Genomic DNA, 20,682 nt, shown 5'->3' on the forward strand with positions numbered 1-20,682 from the left:
CAGCAAAACCGGTGCAGCTGGTGCGGCGGTCAGGCTGCGATCAAGGCGGAGACGACCACGAGTGGCGAAAAGACAGTTTGCGGTTCGACGGAACGCGCAGACCTTTTGTTAGAATGGGTCGGAGTATAACATCCAGACCCGAGCCTATGAAACCTTCCAGCGGCCGCGCGCGCAGCGTTGCGACCCTCGCCGCGACGGCGTTCAGTGACGTCACGCGCGGCATTGCCCGCAACGCGACTCGCACCCTCGCCTTGCGCGTCACCGTGGCTGCGGCCCTTGCGGTCCTGCCGGCTGCAGCGGTCTATGCGCAGAAGGCCGCCGCGATGCCGCAAGGCCCCGCGGTGCGCGACAACACACCGGAAGTCGACGCGGCGATTGCGCAGAAAAACTGGGAAGCGTCGCTGACCCAGCTCGACGCGCACATCGCGGCGAATCCGCGCGACGCCCAGGCGAAGTTCAAGCGCGCCACGGTGCTTGCCCACCTGAATCGCGACGACGAGGCCATTGCCGCCTTCACCGAACTCACGCAGATGTACCCCGAGCTGCCCGAGCCCTATAACAACCTCGCTGCGCTTTACGCGAAGCAAGGCCATTTCGCCGAAGCACGCGTCGCGCTCGAAACGGCGACCAAGGTCAATCCGAGCTACGGTCTCGCGTTCGAGAATCTCGGCGACCTGTATCTGCGCATGGCCAATGAAGCGTACCGTCGCGCGCAGGGCCTCGGCAAGGCGAGCGCCACGACCACGCAGCGTCTCGCGGACATCCAGAAGATCGTCTCGCCGCCCAAGACCCGCACGCCGGCCAGGCCGTCCGTCGCCGCGCCGACGGACAACTACACGGCCCGCGCCACCTCGAACATGACGCAGACGCCGAGCTTCCAGTTCGGCGGGCCGAACGGCTCGCTCGCCATGCCGCCCTACATGGCACCGTCGCAGTAACGCCGGCACGCTGCTGGCACGTTTCAGGCACCCCGTTTTTTCCAACCCCGAGGATCTTCATGAAATGGTTGATGTTGGCGCTCGGCAGCGCCGCCCTGATCGCAAACGCACCCGCCTTTGCGCAGTCCGGTTCGCAAGCCGCGCATCCGTCCGTCCTCCTCAAGACATCGGAAGGCGACATCCGCGTCGAGCTGTACCCTGAAAAAGCGCCGAAGACGGTCGCCAACTTTCTCGACTACGTGAAGTCCGGCCAGTACAGCGGTACGATCTTCCATCGCGTGATTCCGGGCTTCATGATTCAGGGCGGCGGTTACACGCAGAGCTTCGCCGAGAAGCCGACGCGCGCGCCGATTCCGCTTGAAAGCCGCAACGGTCTGAAGAACCTGACCGGCACGCTCGCGATGGCGCGCACCAGCGATCCGAATTCGGCCACCGCGCAATTCTTCATCAACACGGTGGACAATGCCGGCCTCGACTATCCGAATCCGGACGGCAACGGCTACGCGGTGTTCGGTAAGGTGACGAGCGGCATGGACGTCGTGAAGAAGATCGAAGCCACGCCCACCACCACGCGCGGCCCGATGAGCGACGTGCCGAAAACGCCGATCGTGATCCAGTCGGCCACGGTGGTCGGCAAGTAGTACAGCAAGCAAGTAAGCGAGCGCGAGCGCACAGCCACCCGAATCCGCACCCGAACGCACGCACCAGAACGCGTTAGTGCACAATCCACGCCCCGGCGCGGTCCGCCGTCAGCACATGACGACTCGCCGCGCCTTTTACCCACCACGTTCATCAAAGGATTCCATCATGGTTGAACTGCATACGAACCACGGCGTCATCAAACTCGAACTGGACGCTGAGAAGGCGCCGAAGTCGGTTGAGAACTTCCTCAACTACGTGAAGGCCGGCCACTACGACAACACGGTGTTTCACCGCGTAATCGACGGCTTCATGATCCAGGGCGGCGGTTTCGAACCCGGCATGAAGCAGAAGCCGACGGCCGAGCCGATCAACAACGAAGCGAACAACGGCCTGAAGAACGTCAACGGCTCGATCGCGATGGCTCGCACGAACGACCCGCATTCGGCTACCGCGCAATTCTTCATCAACGTGAACGACAACGACTTCCTGAACCACTCGTCGCCGACGCCGCAGGGCTGGGGCTACGCGGTGTTCGGCAAGGTGGTCGAAGGCATGGACGTGGTCGAGAAGATCAAGAAGGTCAAGACGGGTTCGAAGGGCTTCCATCAGGACGTGCCGGCCGACGACGTCGTGATCGAAAAAGCTGTGATCGTCGACTAAGCATCGACTGAGCGTCGATTCGTTCGAACTGAAATCAGGCACCTTCAATGCTGCAAGAAACACCGCTGCGAAGCGTCGCCGCGGGCGTGCCTGGCGAGGGCAAACGCCCGCACGCCGCACGCCCGTTTTTTTTCCTCTCCGACATTCATTTGAGCGGGGCGATTCCGCGCACGGTCGCCGCGTTCGAACATTTCATTCGCGTCACCGCCGAGCAGGCGGATTCGGTGTTCATTCTCGGCGATCTGTTCGAGTACTGGATCGGCGACGACATGCTGGTCGAGCCGTTCGCCGCGCGTATCGCGGCGCTGCTGCATACGTTGTCGGAACGCGGCATTGCGCTCTACATCATGCACGGCAACCGCGACTTTCTGCTCGGCAAGCGCTTCATGAAAGCGGCCGGCGCGATCTGGCTGCCCGATCCGTTCGTGATCACCGCGTTCGGCACGCGCGTCGCGCTCGCGCATGGCGATCGCCTGTGCAGCGCGGATCGTGGCTATCAGATCTTCCGGAGTTTCGCGCGCAACCGTCTCGCGCAGATGCTGTTTCTGGCGTGGCCGTTTCGCTGGCGCCAGAAGCTTGCTGAGAACATGCGCTCGAAGAGCGAGCATGGCCGCCTGCGGCCGGTCTCGATGAAGTATGACGTGACGTCGAAGGCCGTCGCCGCCTTATTCAAGGCATCGAAAACGGCGACGATCATTCATGGACACACGCATCTTCCCGCGCGGCATCGCGAACCGGGCGGCACGCGCTGGGTTCTGCCGGATTGGGATCTCGACCACGGCGTGCGCCGCGGCGGGTATCTGCGGATCGATGCGGATGGGGTTCGGGCGCTGCCTTTGGATTGAGACTGGCCTGGTTAGAGTCTCATTCGGGGATGTCTTGCCGAAGGTGTCTTGTTTGAAGCCGTGCTGTTACAGCCGCGCTGCCAACCCCCTCTCGAGCCGGCCACCGTTCGCGGCGCCGGCCCCCAAGCCGCTAACGCTGTCACCGCTCCGCCACCACCCCTTCCACTTTCCCCGCAATCGCAGCCGACAGGCGTCGCAGATCGAGCAACGCCGCATCCGCGCCTTGCAGCCCTTCGAGGCTCGTGCCCAACCGCTCCAGCGCGTCGACGATTTCATCGATACGCTTCGACTGCGTGGCGGCATGATCGATCAGGCCGTGAATCGCTAGCGACACAGGGTCGTCCGCATTCGGCGTGATGCCGTACGCGCAGAATGCGCTGCGCTCGGCTGTGCGTTTCGCATCACGCGCGGCGCCGCTGGAATCGCTGTCGGCGGTGACTGCCGTCGCCGCAGCCGAAGTCGCCGATACCGCCGCAGCCGGCACGATGATCCGCGCCGGGTTGCCCACCGCCGTGCCCCGCGCGGGCACCGGTTTCGTCACCACCGCGTTCGAGCCGATCTTCGCGTCCGCGCCGATCGTGAAACCGCCGAGCACCTTCGCCCCGGCGCCCACGATCACCCCGCGCTCGAGCGTCGGATGCCGTTTCGCGCCACGTGTGAGCGACGTGCCGCCGAGCGTCACGCCCTGGTAGATCGTGCAGTCGTCGCCGATCTGCGCGGTCTCGCCGATCACCACACCCATGCCGTGATCGATGAACACGCGCCGCCCCACCGTCGCACCCGGATGGATTTCGATGCCGGTCATGAAGCGCGCCATCTGCGAGATGAAACGCGCGAGCCAGCGGCGCTTCGCCTGCCAGCAGGCGTGCGCGAGCCGGTGCAGCACGAGCGCGTGCAGGCCCGGATAACACGTGAGCACTTCCCATGCGCTGCGGGCGGCGGGGTCGCGCTCGCGGATCGTGGCAATGTCTTCGCGAAGTCTCGTGAACATGGCAGGGACTATGTTGTGGAGAAAAGACCGCCTGCGTGTTACGTCACGCATGACGGCAGCGCTGCCGCATAGCACGCCGGCAGCTTTGGTTAGAACGTTTCGAGGATTGTAGGTCGATTGCGCGAAACCTGCCGGAAGTCCACGCTGCCGGCAAGGTCGTCAGAGGAACGCGGCGCTCAGGACGCGTCGCCGTCCTTTCGGTTCGTCTTCAGCAGAATGTGCCTGGCGATGCCGCGCACGATGTTCACTTCCTCGCGCTCCAGCCCGGAGCGCGCGAACAGTCGACGCAAGCGGGACATCAGCTTCTTCGGATTGGCCGGATCGAGAAACTCGATGGCGACCAGCGCGCTCTCCAGATGCGTGAACATGCTTTCGATTTCATCGCTCGCCGCGCGCGCGCCGGCCGGCTCGCCCTGCTCCTGGTTGGCCTGAATCGCGACCAGCGCGCGGGTTGCCACATCGTCCGCCGACAGATACTCGGTGCGCAGTTCGTACGCCAACACCTGCACCGCCTGCGCGAGATTGAGCGAGCTGTAGGCCGGATTGGCCGGAATATGCGCGAGCGCGCTGCAGCGCTCGACGTCCTCGTTCGACAAGCCCGTGCGCTCGTTGCCGAACACCAGCGCGATCTCGCCGTGCACCGCCCGCTCATGCGCGACCGCGGCCGCGGCGCGCGGCGTCCATTGCGGCGGACCGTATTCGCGCAGCCGCGCGGTCAGCGCAATCGACCAATGCACGCCGGTCAGCGCATCGGCAAGCGTCGGCACGACGTGCGCGGACGCGAGCACGTCGTCGGCGCCGCTCGCCATCGCGATCGCTTCCGGATCGCTCTGCACGTGCGGCACACGCGGCGACACCAGCACGAGCCGCGAGAAGCCCATGGTTTTCAGCGCGCGCGCCGCCGCGCCCACATTGCCCGGATGGCTGGGCTCGACGAGCACGAAGCGCGTCGAGGTGAAGCCGCCGCGCAGGTCGGCCACGGCGGGATCGGAAGAATGGTGGCTGTGGTCCACGATGGAATTATGCAAGCCTAAACGGGTATGGTAGCGCCAACCTCGTGCAGGCTCTGAATTGCCTGCGCACGGCGTTGCGGATTACGCATGCCAGATTGGCCGCCCGCGGCGCGAACGCTGCCGCGTCGCCCGGACTCAGGTAAAATACCAGGACTCGCGCCCGGTTTCAGCCCCCGCTCAACCGGGCGTCTCGTTCTTATTCAATTCGTCTCCGTCGGCGGAATGCGCACCGGTCCTGGATCGGGCGGGCGTTCCGTGCTGTTTCCGCGCCTCTTCGGGGCGCCCAGTCAGCGCAGGTTTAGCGCTCATTTACCGGCCAGCAGCCGTGCTGCCCCGGCACAAGGATCAGTCTCATGCATCCCATGCTCAATATCGCTGTGAAGGCCGCGCGCCGCGCAGCCCAGATTATCAACCGCGCGTCGCTCGACCTCGATCTGATCCAGGTCAGCAAGAAACAGCATAACGATTTCGTCACGGAGGTCGACAAAGCGTCTGAAGCGGCGATCATCGACACGCTGAAGACCGCCTATCCCGATCACGCGATCCTCGCCGAAGAATCCGGCCAGTCGGATAACGAATCCGAGTACCAGTGGATCATCGATCCGCTCGACGGCACCACCAACTTCATCCACGGTTTTCCGTATTACTGCGTGTCGATCGCGCTGGCTCACAAGGGCATCGTGACGCAATCCGTGGTCTACGACCCGACCCGCAACGACCTGTTCACCGCATCGCGCGGCCGTGGCGCGTTCCTGAACGACCGCCGCATCCGCGTGGCCAAGCGCGACCGTCTGGCCGACGGCCTGATCGGCACCGGCTTCCCGTTCCGCGAAAAGGACGGCATTGAAGCCTACGGCCGCCAGTTCGCTGAAATGACCGAAGCCTGCGCCGGCCTGCGCCGTCCGGGCGCCGCCGCGCTCGATCTGGCGAACGTCGCCGCCGGCCGCATGGACGGCTTCTTCGAACAGGGCCTGAGTCCGTGGGACGTCGCCGCGGGCAGCCTGCTGATCACGGAAGCCGGCGGTCTGGTCGGCAACTACACGGGCGACTCGGATTTCCTGCACGTCGGAGAAATCGTCGCGGGCAACCCGAAGATTTACGCCCAGATGATTCCGATTCTGTCGCGCTTTAGCCGCACGCGTCAGCAATCGGCTTAAGGCAGGTTGTCGTCGAGCCGGCCTTGCGCCGGCGCGCTGGTTTGCCGGCTGCTTTTCGCGCGTTTTTTGCGCGTTTTTCGCTGCGCCCTGCTTTGCGCGTCGCGGTCACCTCGCCTTCACCCGCTTTTCACCCGTCGGGCACGCAGCTTCCAATCCGCCTCATGAAAAAAGGCTTCTACACCATCATTGCGGCGCAGTTCATTTCGTCGCTCGCGGACAATGCACTGTTGATCGCCGCCATCGCGCTGCTCTCCGTGATTCGCTCGGCCGCCTGGGTCACGCCGCTCCTGCAGATTTTCTTCACCATCTCCTACGTGCTGCTCGCACCGTTCGTCGGCGCGTTCGCCGACGCGCTGCAAAAGCGCCACGTGATGTTCATCTCCAACGCGCTCAAGGCGAGCGGCTGCCTGATGATGATCGCGGGCGTCCATCCGATGATCGCCTATGGCGTGGTCGGCTTCGGCGCGGCCGCGTATTCGCCCGCCAAGTACGGCATCCTGACCGAACTGCTGCCGGCGGAAAAACTCGTCAAGGCGAACGCGTGGCTCGAATCGGCGACGGTCCTGTCGACCATCGTCGGCACGATGGTCGGCGGCGCGCTGATCAGCACCTTCGCCACTCGATTCGTCGCGCACGCGCATCTGCCGCTGATCCGCTCCGCCGCCGATCTGGCGATGTTCGCGGTGGTGATCACCTACGCGATCGCCGCTGCAATCAACATCTTCATTCCCGATACCGGCGCGCGTTATCCGAACCGTCTGTCAGAACCGAAGAAGCTGGTCGGCGATTTCTACCATTGCTTCAACGTGCTGTGGGCCGACAAACTCGCGCAGATCGCGTTGTGGGTGACGACCCTGATGTGGGGCGGCGCAGTGACGCTGCAATTGCTGGTGCTCAAATGGGCCAACGTGAACCTTGGGTTGTCGCTGTCGAAGGCGGCGGTGATGCAGGGCGTCACGGGCCTCGGCATCGCGGTCGGCGCAGCGGCGGCGGCTGCGTTGATTCCATTGCGCAAGTCGCTGCGGGTGCTGCCGGTCGGCATCCTGACCGGCGCGGTGGCGATCGCGGTGGCGTTCTACAACAAGGATCTGTTTCCGGCGGGCGCGGGCATTCGCATCGGCTCGTACGTCGCGCCGATCTACATCCTGCTCGCCTATCCGTTGATGATCCTGCTGGGCGCGCTGTCGGGCTTTTTCATCGTGCCGATGAACGCAATCCTTCAGCATCGTGGTGCGACGCTGCTGTCCGCCGGCCATTCGATCGCCGTGCAGAATTTCAACCAGAATCTCGCCGTGCTGCTGATGCTCGGCGCGTATGCGCTGCTGCTCACCGCGAAGATGCCGGCGCAATGGATCATCGTCGTGTTCGGCAGCTTCGTCACGTTGATGATGTGGCTCGCCAAACGGCGCAGCGCAATGAACGAGCGCACGGTGGACATACGGGCGATGGTCGAGGAATGAACCCGTGGCAATGGCGAATCGGGCGCGTTTGAGCGAACGCAAGCATTTGGACGGCGACATACGCTTCGCTGTGCCGATTGGCCGTTCGGCCAGGGTCCGCTCGCTGCGCCGGCAGGTTAAACTCACGCCCTGAACAGCTAACGCAAGAAGACACCGAGGATGGGCATTCAAACCGCAGCGGCCAACGACGTCGCACAACACACGCCGATGATGCAGCAGTACCTGCGCATCAAGGCGGAGCATCCGGGCACGCTGGTGTTCTACCGGATGGGCGACTTCTACGAACTCTTTTTCGAAGACGCGGAAAAAGCCGCGCGTCTGCTCGATCTGACGCTCACGCAGCGTGGCGCATCGGGCGGCAATCCGATCAAGATGGCGGGCGTGCCGCATCACGCGGTCGAACAGTACCTGGCCAAGCTGGTGAAGCTCGGTGAATCCGTCGCGATTTGCGAGCAGATCGGCGACCCGGCCACGTCGAAAGGACCGGTCGAGCGCAAAGTGGTGCGCGTGGTCACGCCGGGCACGCTGACGGATGCCGCGCTGCTGTCCGATAAGAGCGACGTTTATCTGCTGGCCATGTTCGTCGCGCACAATCGCCGCGGCGTCGCCACCAGCGTTGGCCTCGCGTGGCTGAATCTGGCGAGCGGCGCGTTGCGCCTCGCGGAAGTCGCCCCCGACCAGGTGGCGGCGGCGCTCGAGCGCATTCGTCCCGCGGAAATTCTGGTGGCCGACACCGCCGCCGATTCGGCAAGCTGGACGCCGCCGGTCAACGCAGGCGCGCTGACCCGTGTGCCGGTCTGGCATTTCGATATCGCGTCGGGCACGCAGCGCCTGTGCGACCAGCTGGAAGTCGCTGGCCTCGACGGTTTCGGTGCGCATTCGCTGACCAGCGCCTGCGGCGCGGCCGGCGCATTGCTGCTATATGCGGCGGCCACGCAAGGCCAGCAATTGCGCCACGTGCGCAGCCTGAAGGTCGAATACGAATCCGAATATATCGGCCTCGACCCCGCCACGCGCCGCAACCTCGAACTCACCGAAACGCTGCGCGGCACCGATTCGCCCACGCTGTGCTCGCTGCTCGACACCTGCTGCACGACCATGGGCAGCCGTCTGCTGCGTCACTGGCTGCATCATCCGCCGCGCGCATCCGCGGTGGCGCAGGCGCGTCAGCAGGCGATCGGCGCATTGCTCGACGCGCCGCCGGGCGCCGACGTCGATACGCTGCGCGGCGCGTTACGGCAGATTTCGGACATCGAACGGATCACCGGGCGTCTCGCACTGCTGTCGGCGCGGCCGCGCGATCTGTCGAGCCTGCGCGACACGTTCATCGCACTGCCCGAACTGCGCACGCAACTCGCGGCGGTTTCTTCCAACGCGGATTCGCTCACGCGTATCGACGCGTCGCTGGAACCGCCGCAGGCCTGCGTCGAACTGCTCAAGCGCGCGGTCGCGCAGGAGCCGTCGGCGATGGTGCGCGACGGTGGCGTGATCGCGCGGGGCTACGACGCGGAGCTCGATGAACTCAGGGATATTTCGGAGAACTGCGGACAATTCCTGATCGATCTCGAAACGCGCGAGCGCACACGGACCGGCATCGGCAATCTGCGCGTCGAGTACAACAAGGTGCATGGCTTCTATATCGAAGTCACGCGCGGCCAGACCGACAAGGTGCCCGACGACTATCGCCGCCGTCAGACGCTGAAGAACGCCGAGCGCTACATCACGCCGGAACTGAAAACCTTCGAGGACAAAGCGCTGTCCGCGCAGGAGCGCGCGCTCGCGCGCGAACGTTCGCTGTACGACGCGTTGTTGCAGTCACTGCTGCCCTTCATTCCGGATTGCCAGCGGGTCGCGTCGGCGCTTGCCGAACTCGACCTGCTCGCAGCCTTCGCCGAGCGCGCCCGCGCGCTCGACTGGGTCGCACCCACGTTCTCACCGGACACCGGCATCGAGATCGAACAGGGGCGCCACCCGGTGGTCGAGGCGCAGGTCGAGCAGTTCATCGCCAACGACTGCACGCTCACGCCCGAGCGCAAACTGCTGCTGATCACCGGCCCGAACATGGGCGGCAAATCGACCTTCATGCGGCAAACCGCGCTGATCGCATTGCTCGCGTATGTGGGCAGCTATGTGCCGGCGCGGCGCGCGGCATTCGGGCCGATCGACCGCATCTTCACGCGGATCGGCGCAGCCGACGACCTGGCCGGCGGCCGCTCGACCTTCATGGTGGAGATGACCGAAGCCGCCGCGATCCTGAATGACGCCACGCCGCAAAGTCTCGTGCTGATGGATGAAATCGGCCGCGGCACGTCGACCTTCGACGGGCTCGCGCTGGCATGGGCCATCGCGCGCCATCTGCTCGCGCACAACGGCTGCCATACGCTGTTCGCCACGCACTATTTCGAACTGACGCAGTTGCCGGCGGAGTTTCCGCACGCGGCCAACGTCCATCTGTCGGCGGTCGAGCATGGGCATGGCATCGTGTTCCTGCATGCGGTCAGCGAAGGTCCGGCCAATCAGAGCTACGGTCTGCAGGTCGCGCAACTCGCCGGCGTGCCGAACACGGTGATTCGTGCGGCGCGCAAGCATCTCGCGCATCTCGAACAGCAGTCGGCCGCGCAACCCGCGCCGCAACTCGACCTGTTCGCCGCGCCCGTGCCGATGCTGGTCGAAGACGCGGACGACGAGCGCGACGCCCGGCCCGATGCGGCAACGGCATCGCCCGCGATGCAGGCGCTCGTCGAGCGTTTGCGCGGCATCGATCCAAACGATCTGCGGCCGCGCGAAGCACTCGACCTGCTGTACGAACTGCACGAACTGGCCGCCGCGCCGGATGCGGATCATTGACGCACATAGCTCCCCGCAACGCCCGCGCCGACTTCGCGCGGCGCTGACTCTCGCCGTCGCGTTGACGGGAGCTCTCGCGTCGCTCGCGGGACTCTTCGCGTTCGCCACGCCGGCATCTGCCGCGGCGCCGCGCTTCACCTTCGCGGTCATCGCCAACACGATGCACAGTTCCGCCGACGAAGCCACCACGCAGCGGTTGATCGAGGCGATCAGCCGTGAGCGCGAGGTGTCGTTCATCGTCTACAACGGCAATCTGAAGGGACCGAAGGAAGCCTGCCGCGATACGCTCTACGAGCGGCGCCAGGCGCTGCTCGAAACCTCCAGGCCCCCGCTGTTCTTCATTCCCGGCCAGCATGACTGGGCCGATTGCGGCACCGCCGAGGCCGGCGGCTTTGATCCGGTCGAACGGCTCGACCTGCTGCGTCAGACCCTGTTCGCCGATGCCACGTCGATGGGCCAGAACCCGATTGCGTTGACGCGGGAAAGCGAGGTCTCGCGCTTTCGGCCGTTTCGCGAAAACGTGCGCTGGCAAGCGGGCGACATCGTGTTCGTCGGCCTGAATGCGCCGAGCCCGAACAATCACTATCTGACCGCGGGCGGCCGCAACGGCGAATTCGAAGACCGGGTCGTCGCCAATGCTTTCTGGCTCGAACACGCCGGCGAATACGCGAAACGCCGCGACGCACGCGCGGTCGTCGTGTTCATTCAGGGCGACCCCGACCCGGAACGTTATGAACGGCCCGACCGTTTCGCATGGTTACGCTTTGCGCACAGCCCGCGCCGCGATGGCTTTCTGGAATTCAAACGCAGTCTCGTCAAGCTCGCGCAGATTTTCCACGGGCCCGTGCTGGTCATTCACTGCAACGACGAACACACCAGCGGCGGCTTCGTGATCGATCAGCCGCTACGCAATGACAAGGGGATGCTGGTGACGAATCTCACGCGTGTCGCGCTTGCGCCGCATGACCGTCTTAACCAGTGGATTCAGATTGAAGCGGAACTCGGCAGAAAACCGCCGTTCCGTGTGAGCGTGCGCGATGTGCCGAAGCAGATGCCGATGCCCGCCGCGCAACCGGTGTTGCCGCGCGAGGAGCCGGCTGCGTCGATGCCGGCTGTACCGGCACTCGGACCGGCGTCGGAATTGCCACCGCTGTTGCAGACGCCCGGCGAGCCGCAACTGGATCAGCAACCGCGCATACCCGCCGACCAGGGTGGCGGCGCATACGGGCCGGCGCTGTCGGCCCCGCCCGCCGCGCCAGGCACACCGGGCGCTTCTTCAGGTGTGCCGGGCATGCCGGCAAGTTCAGTGCAGAGTGGGCCCTGACTTGTTGTCGTCTTCCTCGTCGTCTTCGTCGAGGATTTCGAGGCCGTCAGCGCCGTGCGCGTGCTCGTGCTGGATTTCGTCTTCGGTAGCCGGACGCACGTCTTTCACGCTCAGCGCAAAACGCAGCGCCATGCCGGCGAGCGGATGGTTGCCGTCGAGCACGACTTTGTCTTCCGCGACGTCGGTCACCACGTAGACCAGCGAGTCGAGATCTTCATCGCCTTCTTCCGGCGTGCCTTCGAACTGCATGCCGACTTCGAGCGGTTCCGGGAAACGATCGCGCGGCTCGATCTTCACGAGATCGGGGTCGTACTCGCCGAACGCGTCTTGCGGCTCGAGCTGGATCTGAGTCTCGAAGCCGGCCTCGTGGCCGTCGAGCTCTTCCTCGATCTTGGGGAACGTGCCATCATAGCCGCCGTGCAGATAGACCATCGGCTCGTCGCTTTCTTCAATCAGATTGCCCTGCGCATCCGATAGCTTGTAAGCGACCGATACGACGGTGTTCTTTGCGATTTTCATTCGATTCTCCAGAATACAACTCACATTATACGATGCCCAGGCGGCCCACTGACCACCCGGCCGATGCAGCTTCGGCACGGAATTCGTCGCCGGCTTCAAAGCCGGTGCGTCCTGTTCTCCCGCCCTCGCCTGATACGCCGACCGCGTTGCTCGGCGATCTGACGCCGTCGCAATTCATGCGCCGGTACTGGCAGAAGAAGCCGCTGCTGATTCGCCAGGCGATTCCGAAGGTCGAGGCGCCGCTGTCGCGCGACGAATTCTTCGAGCTGGCCGATCAGGAAGAAGTCGAAGCACGTCTGATCACCCACTTTCGCAACAAATGGCAGCTCGAGCACGGGCCGTTTGCGCCTGACGAACTACCCTCGGTGAAGCAGCGCGCATGGACGTTGCTCGTCCAGGGCGTGGATCTCCACGACGATCGCGCGCGCGCGTTGCTGGACCGCTTCCGCTTCGTGCCGGACGCGCGCCTCGACGACCTGATGATCTCGTACGCAAGCGACGGTGGCGGCGTAGGTCCTCACTTCGATTCCTACGATGTGTTTCTTTTGCAAGTAAAAGGCAAGCGCCGTTGGCGCATCAGTTCACAGAAAGATCTGACACTGCAACCCGGCTTGCCCTTGAAAGTTTTACAGAACTTCGAGCCCGAAGAGGAATGGCTGCTCGAGCCAGGCGATATGTTGTACCTGCCGCCGCACATCGCGCATGACGGTATCGCCGAAGGCGAATGCATGACGTGCTCGATCGGTTTTCGCGCCCCGTCCGCGAGCGAGTTGACCGCGCAATTCCTCTACCATCTGGCCGAGCGCGGCGAGTCCGCGGGCAAGAGAGGCGCGCTTTACCGCGATCCGCAGCAACCCGCCGTCGACCGTCCGGCCGAGTTGCCGGCGGCGCTGGTCGACCGGGTTGGCGCAATCCTTGCTGACATCAAATGGAAAGAGCAGGATATTGCGACGTTCCTTGGCACGTATCTCAGCGAGCCCAAGCCGAGCGTCGTGTTTGATCCGCCGGAAAGGCCGCTCAATGAGGCCCGTTTTATCGGTCAGGCGTCGAAGTCCGGCCTGCGGCTGGACCGCAAGACGAATTTGTTGTACAACCGCCGTTTTTTCTTCGTAAATGGAGAAGAAATCTCACTTGATAGCGCAAAAAAATGGCTGTTTGATCTCGCAGATCGCCGGTGCATGAGTGCGAAACGCTTTGTAACACTCTCACACGATTCGCCGGTGACAGCATTGCTGCACGAGTGGTATTGTGCGGGCTGGATACAAGTGGGCGAGCTTGTGTAACACTGCCTGCCTGCTATACCGTACAGTGAAATTTTGTATGAGAAAGACAACGTATTGACCCCGGATTTATCGACTGTCAGTACGAAAGTGCATATAATTTCCGCCCAAGCCGTAGGGAAGATTCCAGCTCGTCGAAAGAGCGTCTCCACCAGCGGCCCGGGTCGGTGTTGGAGCACATTACCGGTTTTATTTTGCGCTGTTGCTTACCTTTAAACCATAAAAGGACGTGATCATGAAGAAATCCCTCCTCGTAGCATCCCTGTTGGCAGCTGTGGCACTGGCTGCATGCAACAAGAGCAGCGACCAAGCTGCTGCTCCGGCTAGCGACGCAGCTGCTGCTTCGGCACCGGCTGCTGCAGCTGCTTCGGATGCGGCTGCGGCTGCATCGGGTGCCGCTGCTGCTGCGAGCGATGCCGCTGCTACGGCTACGACTGCTGCTTCGGAAGCAGGCGCTGCTGCTTCGGCAGCTGCTCCGGCTTCGGGCGCAAGCCAGTAAGCTGTCGCATAGGGCTCGCCTCTGGGCGAAAACTGCATCGGGAAATCATCGCGATTTCCCGGGCAGTAAAGCAAAACGCCACGGATTTACATCCGTGGCGTTTTGCCATTTGCGCGCCGTGTTTTTTACGACGGCATTTTCAAGACGTAGTCTGTCTACTGATCGGCGTCGCGTTCTCTTCGAAGAATTCGCGCACCACCTCCATCTCGCGCGTCCGTTTGAACGGCGGCAGGCTTTGCCAGATACGACGCCCATACGGTTTGTCGACAAGGCGCGTATCGCAGATCATCAGCACGCCGCGATCGGTCTCCGCGCGAATCAGCCGGCCTGCGCCCTGCTTCAGCGTGATCACGGCCTGCGGCAACTGATGCACGGCGAACGGGCTCAAGCCTTTCCTGGCGATGGCGTCGAGTCGCGCCGACAGCACCGGATCGTCGGGCGGCGCAAACGGCAGCTTGTCGATCACCACCAGCGACAGCGCATCGCCGCGCACGTCCACGCCTTCCCAGAAACTCTGGCTGCCCACCAGAATCGCATTGCCGTATGCGCGGAAGCGGTCGAGCAACTCGGTACGGCTCGCATCGCCCTGCACGAGCAGCGGATAGTTCCAGCCGCGCGCTTCGATCGTGTCGCGCAACTTGGCCGAGATGCGGTCCACCGCGCGCAGCGTCGTGCACAACATGAACACGCCGCCGCCCGATGCCTCGATCGCGGGCAACGCGGCATCGAACACGGCGTCGGTGAACATCGGCGACGACGGCTGCGGCAAATTGCGCGGCACGTACAGCAGCCCTTGCGTCGGATAGTCGAAGGGACTGGGCAGCGTCATCGAACGCCTGGCGTTCAGGCCCATCTGCGCGGCGTAGTGCGTGAAGTCGCCGCGCACCGACAACGTGGCCGACGTGAAGATCCACGCGCGCGGCACGCCGGCGCGCTGCTTCGCGAAGATCGGCGCGACCGACAGCGGCGTTTCGTGCAACTGCACGGTATGCGAGAAGACTTCGATCCAGCGCACCTTTTCATTCGGGTCGGCGCGTTCTGCGTTGCCGTCGGCCGACGCGGCCTGACGCGTGTCGGCGGCCTTGCGCTCGGTCTCGGTGGGCGGCGTGGTCCAACCGCCAAGCACGCCTTGCAACTCGCGCGCGCGACGCAAACACGCGCCGATCGATTCGGCGCGCTCGGCCTGCCCCGCCAGCGCGGACGCCAACGCGTCGAGTTCGGCTTCGAGCGTTTCGAGCGCGGGGAACAGCGGATGATCGTCGGGCAACTGGCCGATCGACAAACGCACCGAGTCTTCCTTGAACGCGAGCCGCACATCGCGCGCCGCGCGCTCGAGCGTCGAGCCGAGCTTGACCCAGTCGACTGCTTCACGCGCATGGCCCAGACCTTCGGCGACCGAATCGCGCGCGAGCTCGAGAAACTGCGTGGTGGACAGCGTCTCGCCGAAAAACAGCGTCGCCGTTTCCGGCAGTTGATGCGCTTCGTCGAAGATGATGGTGTTGGCGGTGGGCAGCAACTCGGCCATGCCCGTATCGCGCAACATGATGTCGGCGAAAAACAGGTGGTGATTGACCACCACGATATCGGCCTGCTGCGCTTCGCGACGCGCCTGCATCACGAAGCAGTCCTTGTAATGCGGACACTCCTGGCCGAGACAGTTTTCGCGCGTCGACGTGACCATCGACCACACCGCCGCCGTTTCCGGCACACTCGCGAGTTCGGCCTTGTCGCCGGTGCGCGTGATCTTCGCGAAGCGCACGATGTCCTGCAAATACGACGTTTCCTGGCGCGACGGCAGACGGCCGTTATCCGCGGTGCGCTGCAGATAGTAGTGGCACAGGTAGTTGGCGCGCCCCTTGAGCATCGCGACCGACACCGGCACCGCGAGCGCATCGCGCACGGTCGGAATGTCGCGCTGAAAGAGCTGGTCCTGCAGGTGCTTGGTGCCGGTGGACACGATCACCTTGCCGCCCCACAGCATGGCCGGCACGAGGTACGCGTAGGTCTTGCCGGTGCCCGTGCCCGCCTCGACGATCAAGGTGTTTTCGCTACCGTCGAGCCCGTTCGCTTCGGTGCTTTCAGCGGCGCCGGCCGCGGCATCGGCGGCCGTCGATTGCAGACGCCGCGCCGGACGCTTCTGCGCTTCGAACATCGCGGGCTCGGGCAGCGCGCGGCCCGACGCTTCCATCGCCGCGGCGACGGCGCGCGACATCTCGATCTGCGACGCCCGTGAGCGATAGCCGTCGATCTGCCGGGCCAGCAGGCCGTTGTCGGCGAAGATCTCGTCCAGTTCGGCCACGCGCCGCGGATTCAATGACGCGCTCAGCGCGGACGCGGCAGCACGCGGCGCCGGCGTGCCGGTTCCTGCTGCGTCGTCGCCCGGCGTGGTCCGGGATGAAGATTCAAGCGGTGAATTCAAGGCAAGCGTTCCTGCAAAGTCCGGCTCGCGCGGCGCGCGTCCGGCGCCTGCCAGGCCGCGAACTCAGGCGCGCACGTCCGGTTCGAGCTGCAATTGCAGCAAGATGATGGTGTCCTTGACTTTGAGTTTGCGCTTTTTCAGGCGCTGCAACTCGAAGTCGTCGATGCCGGGCTCATCCGACATTCGGTCGATCAACCGATCGAGCCCACTGTGCTCCGATTCCAGTTGCAGAATCCGGTCGCGAAGTGTGTTCGCGTCGATGACGTGGCGATGATCGCGCATGCTCGCCTCCTCCCGTCTGCGGCACGGGCTGCACGCGCAGACCGACGCCTGAGGTTGCTGTCCGGCTTAAAACGCGTTACGGCGACTTCGGCCCTGGCCACAACCTCGCCCGGGCCCACTACAGGCTATTTACTGTTGCTGCTGTTGCTGTTTTTGCTGCTCTTCGAGTTGCTGCTGCTTCAACGCGTCCTGACGTTTCTGCTCGGCTTTCTCGGCTGCCTGCTTCTGACGCGCTTCCACGTCGGCCTTGTGCTGTGCCGCATCGGCCTGCTTTTTCTCGAAGCTCTGCTGTTTCTCGATGCGCTCCTGGGCCTTCTGCGCACCCTGCTGACGCGCCTGCTCGAGCTTGCGCTGGAAGTCGCCCTGCTTCTGGTCGTATGCCTGCTGGTTAGCGGCCGCCTGCGACGGGCTGATGCCGCGCTGCGCCTGATCCAGCGCATGCTGGCGCTGCTTTTCCTCGTAAGCCTGGGCGTTCGCGCTGCGTTGCGGCGCCTCGGCGTTGCGCTGTGCCTGATCGAGCTCGTGTTGACGCTGCTTTTCCAGGTAGGCCTGCTCGTTGCGCGCATCTTCGGCGGCACGCTGCGGCGCATTCGCTTCGTCGCGAGCGCGTCTGAGCGCGACGCGCTCGTCGCGCTGACGCGCGCGCTCCGCACGCTGCTCGCCGTCGAGCGCGAGCTGTTCCTTGCGAATCTCCGCCTGCACCGTGCGCATGCTGTCGCGCGCCCGGTTCAGGCAGTGATTGACGAAGAACCTGCTGTAGCAGTTGTGCTGGGCGACGCCGAAGCGGTAGTTGTTCTCGTCGCTGCGTTGATCCAGCGCTCTTTGGCGCGCCTCGAACGAGTTGTCCAGCGCGGCCGCGTCGCTCGCGCTATCGGCGCTGCTGGCGGTCGTGCCGCCGGCCGGCTGCCCAGCCTGCACGGCCGATGCGGCGGCTGGCGCAAGCGTCTGCGCGGGCACCAGCGGGCTATTGCCCGCGCTCGCCGGCGTTTGCGCCGAGGCGGGCGCGGAGATCGCCAGTATGGCGGCCATCACGCACGCTGCGCAGGACGCGGCAATCGCCCTGTGGGGAATGAATGCAAACCCGAACCCAGATCCAAGCGCGGACCCGAGCGCGTAGCGCGATGCCGACACGAGCGAGTTGAGCGGCGAGCGCGACAAAAACAGCGGCTGTTGTGGCAAACCCGGCGACAGGCGAGAGACCAGGCGGAAGCCCAGGCGATTGAGGGACAAGGAGGTTGGCAACGTCGTAGAGGGGCAGCGGAACATGCCCGAAATTCTATCACCCTGCGGTTGAGCCCTTTGGCATTTATGGCAAAATGCCCCGCTCTAGCAACCTGGTCGCAGCGCGCACGCCGGGCGTGTCCCGACGAGCCGCCAGCGCGCGGCCCCTGACTGAGTCCGCAGGAACACCAAGACCTTATGACGGAAACCGTAGCACTCAAGATCGTACAGCGCATCGCCGCCGAACTGTCCGTCCAGCCGCGCCAGGTCGCGGCCGCGGTGCAACTTCTCGACGAAGGAGCGACTGTGCCGTTCATCGCCCGCTACCGTAAGGAAGTGACCGACAATCTCGACGACACGCAACTGCGCAATCTCGAGGAACGCCTGCTGTATCTGCGCGAGCTGGAAGACCGGCGCGCCGCGATCATCGCCAGCATCGACGAACAGGGCAAGCTCACCGACGAGCTGCGCAGCGCGATCGAAGGCGCCGACAGCAAACAGGTGCTGGAAGACCTCTACCTCCCGTATAAGCCGAAGCGCCGCACGCGCGCGCAGATCGCCCGCGAGGCCGGTCTGCAGCCGCTCGCCGACGCGCTGCTCGGCAATCCGCTGCTCGACCCGCAAACCGAAGCCGCCGCCTACGTGGACGCCGAAAAAGGCGTCGCCGACCTCAAGGCCGCGCTCGACGGCGCGCGCGACATTCTCTCCGAACAGTTCGGCGAAACGGCCGAGCTGCTCGGCAAGTTGCGCGACTATCTGTTCAACCAGGGCGTGGTGTCGTCGAAAGTGGTGGAAGGCAAGGAGACCGCGGAAGAAGAGAAATTCCGCGATTACTACGACTACGCGGAGACCATCCGCACCGTGCCGTCGCATCGCGCGCTGGCGCTGTTCCGCGGCCGCAATGCGGGCGTGCTGATGGTCAAGCTTGGGCTTGGCGAAGAACTCGACGCGCAGGTCCCGCATCCGGGCGAAGCGCTGATCGCACGCCACTTCGGCATTGCCAATCAGAACCGCCCGGCCGACAAGTGGCTCTCCGACGTGTGCCGCTGGTGCTGGCGCGTGAAGGCGCAGCCGCACATCGAAAACGAACTGCTGACCCATCTGCGCGACGAAGCCGAGCACGAAGCGATTCGCGTGTTCGCGCGCAATCTGAAGGACCTGCTGCTGGCCGCGCCGGCCGGCCCGAAGGCGGTGATCGGCCTCGATCCGGGCATGCGCACCGGTGTGAAGGTGGCCGTGGTCGATCGGACCGGCAAGGTGCTCGCCACCGACGTGATCTATCCGCACGAACCGCGCCGCGACTGGGACGGTTCGATCGCGAAACTCGCGCGCATCTGCGCGCAAACGCAGGCCGAGTTGATCAGTATCGGCAACGGCACCGCGTCGCGCGAAACGGACAAGCTCGCAAGCGAGTTGATCGCGCGTCATCCGGAATTCAACCTGCAGAAGATCGTCGTGTCCGAAGCCGGCGCGTCCGTGTACTCGGCCTCCGAACTCGCGGCGAAGGAATTCCCCGAGATGGACGTGTCGCTGCGCGGCGCGGTGTCGATCGCGCGCCGCTTGCAGGACCCGCTCGCGGAACTGGTGAAGATCGAGCCGAAGGCGATCGGCGTCGGCCAATACCAGCACGACGTGAATCAGCGCGAACTGGCGCGCTCGCTCGACGCGGTGGTCGAAGACTGCGTGAACGCGGTCGGCGTGGACGCGAATACCGCATCGGTCGCGCTGCTCGCTCGCGTGTCGGGCCTGAACGCGACGCTCGCGCGCAACATCGTCGACTATCGCGATGCGAACGGTCCGTTCCCGTCGCGCGAGCATCTGCGCAAGGTGCCGCGTCTGGGCGACAAGACCTTCGAGCAGGCGGCGGGGTTCCTGCGCATCAACAACGGCGAGAATCCGCTCGACCGCTCGTCGGTGCACCCGGAAGCGTATCCGGTCGTCGAACGGATGCTCGCGAAGATCAGCAAGCACGTCGGCGAAGTGCTCGGCAATCGCGAAGCGCTGCGCGGGTTGTCGCCGGGTGAATTTGTCGACGACCGTTTCGGCCTGCCGACCGTGCGCGACATTCTGCTCGAACTCGAAAAACCGGGCCGCGATCCGCGTCCCGAGTTCAAGACCGCGACGTTCCGCGAAGGCGTCGAGAAGGTCAGCGATCTGACGCCGGGCATGGTGCTCGAAGGTGTCGTGACGAACGTGGCGGCTTTCGGCGCGTTCATCGACATCGGCGTGCATCAGGATGGTCTGGTGCACGTGTCGGCCATGTCGACGAAGTTCATCAAGGACCCGCACGAAGTCGTCAAGGCTGGGCAGATCGTCAAGGTGAAGGTGCTGGAAGTCGACGTGAAGCGCCAGCGCATTGCGCTCACGATGCGTCTGGACGACGAGTTCGGCGCGGCAGCGGCACGCAGCGGCGGCGGTGCGCAGCAGGATCGCGGCGGCGCTGGCCGCTCGGGTGGCGCTGCACGCGGCGCGTCGCAGCAGCGCTCGCGCGAACCGGAAGCAGGCGGTGCAATGGCTGCCGCATTTGCAAAGCTCAAGCAGAAGTAAGCGCGGGGGAATAGCGCGTGATTCGCTCACGCGCTGAG

Annotated in this window: 17 protein-coding genes; 11 read left to right on the forward strand and 6 right to left on the reverse strand. The window is 64.5% G+C overall.

Annotated features, from left to right (window positions below):
- Positions 1 to 146 precede the first annotated feature (146 nt).
- The 4 genes from HV744_RS28760 (at position 147) to HV744_RS28775 (ending at position 3,085) form a co-directional block, all read left to right on the forward strand.
- Positions 147 to 938, forward strand: coding sequence for a tetratricopeptide repeat protein (locus HV744_RS28760; RefSeq protein WP_175152747.1), 792 nt, complete (start codon positions 147 to 149; stop codon positions 936 to 938).
- Between the two features lie 59 nt (positions 939 to 997).
- Positions 998 to 1,579 carry a peptidylprolyl isomerase gene (locus HV744_RS28765; RefSeq protein ID WP_175152748.1) on the forward strand — a complete coding sequence of 194 codons (582 nt, stop codon included), beginning with the start codon at positions 998 to 1,000 and terminating at the stop codon, positions 1,577 to 1,579.
- Positions 1,580 to 1,745: 166 nt separating this feature from the next.
- Positions 1,746 to 2,240, forward strand: coding sequence for a peptidylprolyl isomerase (locus tag HV744_RS28770; RefSeq protein WP_175152749.1), 495 nt, complete (start codon positions 1,746 to 1,748; stop codon positions 2,238 to 2,240).
- 47 nt (positions 2,241 to 2,287) lie between these two features.
- A complete protein-coding gene (locus HV744_RS28775) occupies positions 2,288 to 3,085 on the forward strand; it encodes a UDP-2,3-diacylglucosamine diphosphatase (protein ID WP_175152750.1) in 798 nt (265 codons plus the stop codon).
- Between the two features lie 139 nt (positions 3,086 to 3,224).
- On the opposite strand, the gene cysE is transcribed toward HV744_RS28775, so the two are convergent.
- A complete protein-coding gene (gene cysE, locus HV744_RS28780; RefSeq protein WP_175152751.1) occupies positions 3,225 to 4,076 on the reverse strand; it encodes a serine O-acetyltransferase in 852 nt (283 codons plus the stop codon).
- 176 nt (positions 4,077 to 4,252) lie between these two features.
- Positions 4,253 to 5,089 carry an RNA methyltransferase gene (locus HV744_RS28785; RefSeq protein ID WP_175152752.1) on the reverse strand — a complete coding sequence of 279 codons (837 nt, stop codon included), beginning with the start codon at positions 5,087 to 5,089 and terminating at the stop codon, positions 4,253 to 4,255.
- A gap of 353 nt (positions 5,090 to 5,442) precedes the next feature.
- Here HV744_RS28785 and HV744_RS28790 point away from each other — a divergent pair, with 353 nt between their 5' ends.
- From HV744_RS28790 to HV744_RS28805, 4 genes are all read left to right on the forward strand, one after another.
- Complete coding sequence (locus HV744_RS28790) at positions 5,443 to 6,246, forward strand: inositol monophosphatase family protein (RefSeq protein ID WP_175152753.1); 804 nt, start codon at positions 5,443 to 5,445, stop codon at positions 6,244 to 6,246.
- A gap of 161 nt (positions 6,247 to 6,407) precedes the next feature.
- Positions 6,408 to 7,706, forward strand: coding sequence for a lysophospholipid transporter LplT (gene lplT / locus HV744_RS28795; RefSeq protein ID WP_175152754.1), 1,299 nt, complete (start codon positions 6,408 to 6,410; stop codon positions 7,704 to 7,706).
- Between the two features lie 159 nt (positions 7,707 to 7,865).
- Complete coding sequence (gene mutS / locus HV744_RS28800) at positions 7,866 to 10,553, forward strand: DNA mismatch repair protein MutS (protein WP_175152755.1); 2,688 nt, start codon at positions 7,866 to 7,868, stop codon at positions 10,551 to 10,553.
- The gene (locus tag HV744_RS28805) at positions 10,540 to 11,877 is read left to right on the forward strand and encodes a hypothetical protein (RefSeq protein ID WP_175152756.1); all 1,338 of its coding nucleotides are present in this window, start codon (positions 10,540 to 10,542) and stop codon (positions 11,875 to 11,877) included. The genes mutS and HV744_RS28805 overlap by 14 nt, the downstream gene beginning before the upstream one ends.
- Here HV744_RS28805 and HV744_RS28810 read toward each other — a convergent pair.
- On the reverse strand, positions 11,857 to 12,396 hold the full coding sequence (locus HV744_RS28810; protein ID WP_175152757.1) for an FKBP-type peptidyl-prolyl cis-trans isomerase: 540 nt from the start codon (positions 12,394 to 12,396) through the stop codon (positions 11,857 to 11,859). The genes HV744_RS28805 and HV744_RS28810 overlap by 21 nt on opposite strands.
- A 32-nt stretch (positions 12,397 to 12,428) precedes the next feature.
- Between HV744_RS28810 and HV744_RS28815 the strand changes: the two genes are divergently transcribed.
- The gene (locus HV744_RS28815) at positions 12,429 to 13,679 is read left to right on the forward strand and encodes a cupin domain-containing protein (RefSeq protein WP_175152758.1); all 1,251 of its coding nucleotides are present in this window, start codon (positions 12,429 to 12,431) and stop codon (positions 13,677 to 13,679) included.
- Positions 13,680 to 13,911: 232 nt separating this feature from the next.
- Entirely contained in the window at positions 13,912 to 14,175 is a 264-nt protein-coding gene (locus tag HV744_RS38575; RefSeq protein ID WP_425497867.1) for a hypothetical protein, read from the forward strand.
- A gap of 139 nt (positions 14,176 to 14,314) precedes the next feature.
- Here HV744_RS38575 and yoaA read toward each other — a convergent pair whose 3' ends face one another.
- The 3 genes from yoaA to HV744_RS28830 all read right to left on the reverse strand — a co-directional run bounded on the left by yoaA (position 14,315) and on the right by HV744_RS28830 (position 17,905).
- Positions 14,315 to 16,594: a DNA repair helicase YoaA gene (yoaA, locus tag HV744_RS28820; protein WP_175152759.1), complete on the reverse strand. Its 2,280-nt coding sequence runs from the start codon at positions 16,592 to 16,594 to the stop codon at positions 14,315 to 14,317.
- A gap of 63 nt (positions 16,595 to 16,657) precedes the next feature.
- Positions 16,658 to 16,876, reverse strand: a complete 219-nt coding sequence (locus HV744_RS28825) for a DUF465 domain-containing protein (RefSeq protein WP_175152760.1) — start codon at positions 16,874 to 16,876, stop codon at positions 16,658 to 16,660.
- Positions 16,877 to 17,005: 129 nt separating this feature from the next.
- Positions 17,006 to 17,905, reverse strand: a complete 900-nt coding sequence (locus HV744_RS28830) for a hypothetical protein (protein WP_175152761.1) — start codon at positions 17,903 to 17,905, stop codon at positions 17,006 to 17,008.
- Positions 17,906 to 18,295: 390 nt separating this feature from the next.
- Between HV744_RS28830 and HV744_RS28835 the strand changes: the two genes are divergently transcribed.
- Entirely contained in the window at positions 18,296 to 20,644 is a 2,349-nt protein-coding gene (locus HV744_RS28835) for a Tex family protein (RefSeq protein ID WP_175152762.1), read from the forward strand.
- Positions 20,645 to 20,682: the final 38 nt, after the last annotated feature.

The organism is Paraburkholderia ultramafica (assembly GCF_902859915.1).
Classification (GTDB): Bacteria; Pseudomonadota; Gammaproteobacteria; order Burkholderiales; family Burkholderiaceae; genus Paraburkholderia; species Paraburkholderia ultramafica.

Coding starts and splice junctions, on each gene's coding strand:
- HV744_RS28760 (WP_175152747.1), top strand. CDS start 147: ATGAAACCTTCCAGCGGCCGCGCGCGCAGCGTTGCGACCCTCGCCGCG.
- HV744_RS28765 (WP_175152748.1), top strand. CDS start 998: ATGAAATGGTTGATGTTGGCGCTCGGCAGCGCCGCCCTGATCGCAAAC.
- HV744_RS28770 (WP_175152749.1), top strand. CDS start 1,746: ATGGTTGAACTGCATACGAACCACGGCGTCATCAAACTCGAACTGGAC.
- HV744_RS28775 (WP_175152750.1), top strand. CDS start 2,288: ATGCTGCAAGAAACACCGCTGCGAAGCGTCGCCGCGGGCGTGCCTGGC.
- cysE (WP_175152751.1), bottom strand. CDS start 4,076: ATGTTCACGAGACTTCGCGAAGACATTGCCACGATCCGCGAGCGCGAC.
- HV744_RS28790 (WP_175152753.1), top strand. CDS start 5,443: ATGCATCCCATGCTCAATATCGCTGTGAAGGCCGCGCGCCGCGCAGCC.
- lplT (WP_175152754.1), top strand. CDS start 6,408: ATGAAAAAAGGCTTCTACACCATCATTGCGGCGCAGTTCATTTCGTCG.
- mutS (WP_175152755.1), top strand. CDS start 7,866: ATGGGCATTCAAACCGCAGCGGCCAACGACGTCGCACAACACACGCCG.
- HV744_RS28805 (WP_175152756.1), top strand. CDS start 10,540: ATGCGGATCATTGACGCACATAGCTCCCCGCAACGCCCGCGCCGACTT.
- HV744_RS28810 (WP_175152757.1), bottom strand. CDS start 12,396: ATGAAAATCGCAAAGAACACCGTCGTATCGGTCGCTTACAAGCTATCG.
- HV744_RS28815 (WP_175152758.1), top strand. CDS start 12,429: ATGCCCAGGCGGCCCACTGACCACCCGGCCGATGCAGCTTCGGCACGG.
- HV744_RS38575 (WP_425497867.1), top strand. CDS start 13,912: ATGAAGAAATCCCTCCTCGTAGCATCCCTGTTGGCAGCTGTGGCACTG.
- HV744_RS28825 (WP_175152760.1), bottom strand. CDS start 16,876: ATGCGCGATCATCGCCACGTCATCGACGCGAACACACTTCGCGACCGG.
- HV744_RS28830 (WP_175152761.1), bottom strand. CDS start 17,905: ATGGCCGCCATACTGGCGATCTCCGCGCCCGCCTCGGCGCAAACGCCG.
- HV744_RS28835 (WP_175152762.1), top strand. CDS start 18,296: ATGACGGAAACCGTAGCACTCAAGATCGTACAGCGCATCGCCGCCGAA.